The 4,297-nt window shown below is 76.9% G+C and carries 4 protein-coding genes; 2 read left to right on the forward strand and 2 right to left on the reverse strand.

Annotated elements, in window-relative coordinates; genetic code table 11:
* Both K6U79_11185 and K6U79_11190 read right to left on the reverse strand, forming a co-directional pair.
* Window positions 1–1,259: dihydroorotase (locus tag K6U79_11185; protein MCL6522916.1), on the reverse strand; the 1,259-nt coding region annotated here is incomplete at its 3' end.
* Entirely contained in the window at window positions 1,256–2,236 is a 981-nt protein-coding gene (locus tag K6U79_11190; protein MCL6522917.1) for an aspartate carbamoyltransferase catalytic subunit, read from the reverse strand. The genes K6U79_11190 and K6U79_11185, both read right to left, overlap by 4 nt.
* Window positions 2,237–2,478: 242 nt before the next feature.
* On the opposite strand from K6U79_11190, the gene K6U79_11195 reads away from it, so the two are divergent.
* Window positions 2,479–3,240 (forward strand): response regulator transcription factor, encoded by a 762-nt coding sequence (locus K6U79_11195; GenBank protein ID MCL6522918.1) that lies wholly within the window; start codon window positions 2,479–2,481, stop codon window positions 3,238–3,240.
* A gap of 3 nt (window positions 3,241–3,243) precedes the next feature.
* On the forward strand, window positions 3,244–4,297 hold a 1,054-nt coding region (locus tag K6U79_11200; protein MCL6522919.1), incomplete at its 3' end, for a HAMP domain-containing protein.

Raw genomic sequence — 4,297 nt, forward strand, 5'->3', positions numbered from 1 at the left:
AGCGTCAGGAGCACCTCGCCGCGCACGCGCCAGCCGGCGAAGGGCGTGTTGCGGCCCCGGCTCAGCCAGCCTTCCGGCTCGACGGTCCGCTCGGGCCGCGGGTCGTAGACGAAGAGGTCGGCCGGGGCGCCGGGTCGGAGCGACGGCGCCTCCAGGCCGAAGAGGCGGGCGGGGCCGGCGGACATGCTCTCCAAGAGCGCGGCCAGGCCGATGCGGCCGGCCAGCACGCCGTAGGTGTAGAGGAGCGGGAAGGCCGCCTCCAGGCCGGCGATGCCGAAGGGAGCCTGGGCGAAGCCGCGCGCCTTGTCGACGGCGGTGTGCGGCGCGTGGTCGGTGGCGACGGCGTCCAGCGTACCGTCGGCCAGGGCGGCCCAGAGCGCCTCCTGGTCGGCCGGGCCGCGCAGCGGCGGGTTGACCTTGGCCTCGGCGCGGAAGCCGGCGCAGGCGGCCTCGGTCAGAAGGAGGTGGTGCGGCGTCACCTCCGCCGTCACCGGCAGGCCGGCCGCCTTGGCGGCACGCAGCGCGGCCACCGCTCCGGCGGTGGAGAGGTGGGCCAGGTGGAGGCGGCCGCCCGTCTCGGCCAGGATGGCCAGGTCGCGCGCCACCATGGCCGTCTCCGCCGAGGGCGGCTGACCGAGGAAGCCCATGGCGAAGGCGGCCTCGCCCGCGGCCAGCGGCTCGCCGGCGGAGAGCGAGGGCTCCTCCTCGTGCGCGACCAGCACCGCGCCCAGCTGGCCCGCGTAGAGGAGCGCCCGGCGCATGAGGCCGGCGTCGGCCAGCGGCGCCCCGTCGTCGGAGAAGGCGACGGCGCCGGCCTCGCGCAGGCGGCCCATCTCCGTCAGCTCGCGCCCCTGGAGGCCGCGCGTCACGGCGGCCAGCGGGCGGACGCGGACGACGGCCGACTCGGCCACGCGCGCCTGGAAGGCGGCCAGCGCCTCCAGGCTGTCCAGCGGCGGGCGGCTGTTGGCCATGGCGCAGACGGTGGTGTAGCCGCCGCGGGCGGCCGCCCGCGTCCCGCTGGCCACCGTCTCGCGGCTGGCTTCCTCGAAGTCGCGCAGGTGGACGTGGGGGTCGACCAGCCCGGGGAACAGGTAGGCGCCCTCCAGGTCGAGGACGGGCGAGGAGCGGAGGAGGGAGGCGTCGGGCCGGGCTTCCTCGCGCACGTCGACGATGCGCCCCTCCTCCACGGCCACCGAGCCGTCGTGCTCCTCCCCGTCGGGGCCGAGGAGGCGCGCGCCCACCAGCCAGAAGCGGCTCATGCCGGCAGGCCCCCTTCCACGGCGCGCTCCAGCAGGGCCATGCGCACGGCGACGCCGTTCCGCGCCTGCAGGAAGACCAGCGAGCGGTCGGAGTCCATGACGCTGTCGTCCAGCTCCACGTTCCGGTTGACGGGCGCCGGGTGGAGGACGACGGCGTGGGCGGGCAGCAGGCGCACGCGCTCGGCGGTCATGCCCCAGCGGCGGCGGAACTCGCCCTCGGAGGGGATGAGGCCGGCCGTCATGCGCTCGCGCTGCAGGCGGAGCGCCATCACGGCGTCCATCTCGCCCAGCACCTCCTCCGGCCGCTCGACGCGGTGGACGCCCTCGGGCAGCCAGCCCAGAAGCGTGGCCGGTCCGCTCACCCAGATGCTGGCGCCCAGCGTGCTCAGCGCCCAGATGTCGGAGCGGGCGACGCGGCTGTGGGCGACGTCGCCCAGGATGAGCAGGCGCAGGCCGCAGAGCACGTCCAGGTCCAGCTCTCCGGCGCGCCGCGCGCCGCCGAAGTGCTCTGCCAGCGTCATCACGTCCAGCAGCGCCTGGCTCGGGTGCTCGTGCATGCCGTCGCCGGCGTTGAGGACGGCGAGGCGGCTGGCCGCGGCGGCCGCGCGCAGGGCGGCGCCCGACTCGGGGTGGCGCAGGACGACCACCGCCACGCCCACGGCCTCCAGCGTGCGGATGGTGTCCTCCAGCGTCTCGCCCTTGCGGACGCTGGAGCTCTCGGCCTCCACCGTCAGCGTCAGGCCGCCCAGGAGCTGGGCGGCCTGCAGGAAGGAGTTGCGCGTGCGCGTGCTCGGCTCGAAGAAGAGCGTGGCCACCGTCCTCCCCGCCAGCGCCTGGGGCAGCGGCTCGCCCTCCATCCAGATCCGCTTCAGCTCGGCCGCGCGGCCGAGGATGGCCCCCATGGCGGCGCGGTCCATCCCCCGCACCCCCAGGAAGTGGGGCCCCACGCCCGACCTCGCCTCCACCCACGTCGCCATGCCGCTCACCCTTCCCGGGCCTCCGGTGCCGGCTCCCCGCGGAACCAAAAGCCCCCCGCGCGGCCGTCCGGCCTGCGCGAGGGGCTCGTCAGCTCTCTTCCCGGGAACCTGCCGGGCGCCGCCTTGCCAGCCTCGCCGGACCGGCTTAAAGGCCCTCGTTCTTCGCCCTGACTCTAGAGGCTGGGGGCGGCGGAGTCAAGCCGGAGGGCGCGCATGGTAGGCTGGTGGGCGGGGGTGCCCGGATGCCGGGCGAGGAGGTCGCCGCGGCACCGCGCGTGCTGGTGGTCGAAGACGAGCGGAAGCTGGCCGCCATGGTGGCCGGCTTCCTCGAGGGGCAGGGCTTTGCCTGCGAGATCGCCCCGGACGGCCCGTCGGCGCTGGAGCGCTTCGGCGGCGAGCGGCCGGAGCCGGACTTCGTGGTGCTGGACCTGATGCTCCCCGGCCTGGACGGGCTGGAGGTCTGCCGGCGGATCCGCGCGCGCTCCGCGGTGCCCATCCTCATCCTGACGGCGCGCGGCGAGGAGGCGGACCGCCTGCTGGGCCTGGAGCTGGGCGCCGACGACTACATGGTCAAGCCCTTCAGCGTGCGCGAGCTGGCGGCGCGGATCCGCGCCATCCTCCGGCGCAGCGGCGGCCGCCAGGGCGCCGAGCCGGAGGAGGCGGTGGTGGAGCTGGGCCCGCTGCGCGTCTACCCGGAGCGGTACCGGGCCAGCGTGGAGGAGCGCGAGCTGGAGCTCACGCGCACCGAGTTCCGCATCCTGGCCGTGCTGGCGGAGCGGCCGGGCCGCGTCTGGACGCGGCTGCAGCTCCTGGACGCAGCCTTCGGCGAGGAGTACGCCGGCTACGAGCGGTCGGTGGACACCCACATCTTCAACCTGCGCCGCAAGCTCCAGGCGGCGGGGGGCGATCCGCGCTGGATCGCCACCGTCCACGGCGTGGGCTACCGCCTCGACCTGCCGGCGGGCCCCGCCTCGCCGGCGGCGCCGGCGGAGGGACGGCGCTGAGCCGTGGCGGGGGTGCGACCCTGGCTGCGCTGGCCCTTCCGCCTGCGCGTGGCGCTGGCCATCGCTGGCGTCGCCTTCGCGGCCCTGCTGGTGGCCGCCTGGTGGGGCGACGCGGGCGTGACGCGCAGCTTCGAGAACTACCTGACACGGACGGCGCAGGAGCGCGCCGACGGCTTGGCCGCCCGCCTCGCCCAGCTCTACCGCCGGGACGGGAGCTGGCCGGCGGTGCTGGCCCAGCTGGCGCTCCCGGCGCGCGGCGGCCGCGGCCCCGCCGGCACCGGCCTGGGCGGCCTGCTGGCCGGCCCGCCGCCCCGGTCGGCCGGGGCGGGCCCGCTGGCCAGCCGGCTGCTGGGCGGCGCCTGGGCGGTGACCGACGCCTCCGGCCGCCTTCTCATCTCCTCCGGCGGCTTCGACCGGGCGCTCTTGGACGGCGCCGGGCGCGGCCTGGTCTCGGCGCCGGTGACCGTCGACGGGGTGCGGGTGGGGAGCGTCTGGCTGGCGCTGCCGCGGCTGCCGGCGCTGGAGACGCTGGAGGGCGAGTTCCAGGCCACGGCCACCCGCCAGGTGCTGCTGGGCGCGCTGGTGGCGCTCCTCCTGGCCGCGCTGGCCGCCGCCCTGCTCTCGCGCCGGCTGGCCTCGCCGCTCCGCCGGCTGCTGGAGACGGTCCGCCGCCTCGCCCAGGGCGACCTGGGCGCCCGCGTCCCCGAGGCGGTGGCGAGCCAGGAGGACGAGTTCGGCGAGCTGGGGCGGGCGCTCAACCAGCTGGCGGTGCGGCTGGAGGAGTCCGAGGCGGCCCGGCGCCGCCTGATGGCCGACGTGGCGCACGAGCTGCGCACCCCGCTGGCCGTGCTGCGGGGCCACCTGGAGGCGATCCACGAGGCGGGCGAGCCGCCCCGCCCGGAGACCGTCCTTTCCCTGGAGGACGAGGTGCTGCGCATGAGCCGGCTGGTCCGGGAGCTGCAGGAGGTGAGCCTGGCCGAGGCGCGCGCGCTGGAGCTGCACCTGGAGCGCGTGGCCGTGGCGCCGCTCTTCGCCCACATGCTGGAACTCTACCAGG

The organism is Bacillota bacterium (genome assembly GCA_023511835.1).
GTDB lineage: Bacteria > Bacillota > Sulfobacillia > JAIMAT01 > JAIMAT01 > JAIMAT01.

Coding starts and splice junctions, on each gene's coding strand:
- K6U79_11195 (MCL6522918.1), top strand. CDS start 2,479: ATGCCGGGCGAGGAGGTCGCCGCGGCACCGCGCGTGCTGGTGGTCGAA.
- K6U79_11190 (MCL6522917.1), bottom strand. CDS start 2,236: ATGGCGACGTGGGTGGAGGCGAGGTCGGGCGTGGGGCCCCACTTCCTG.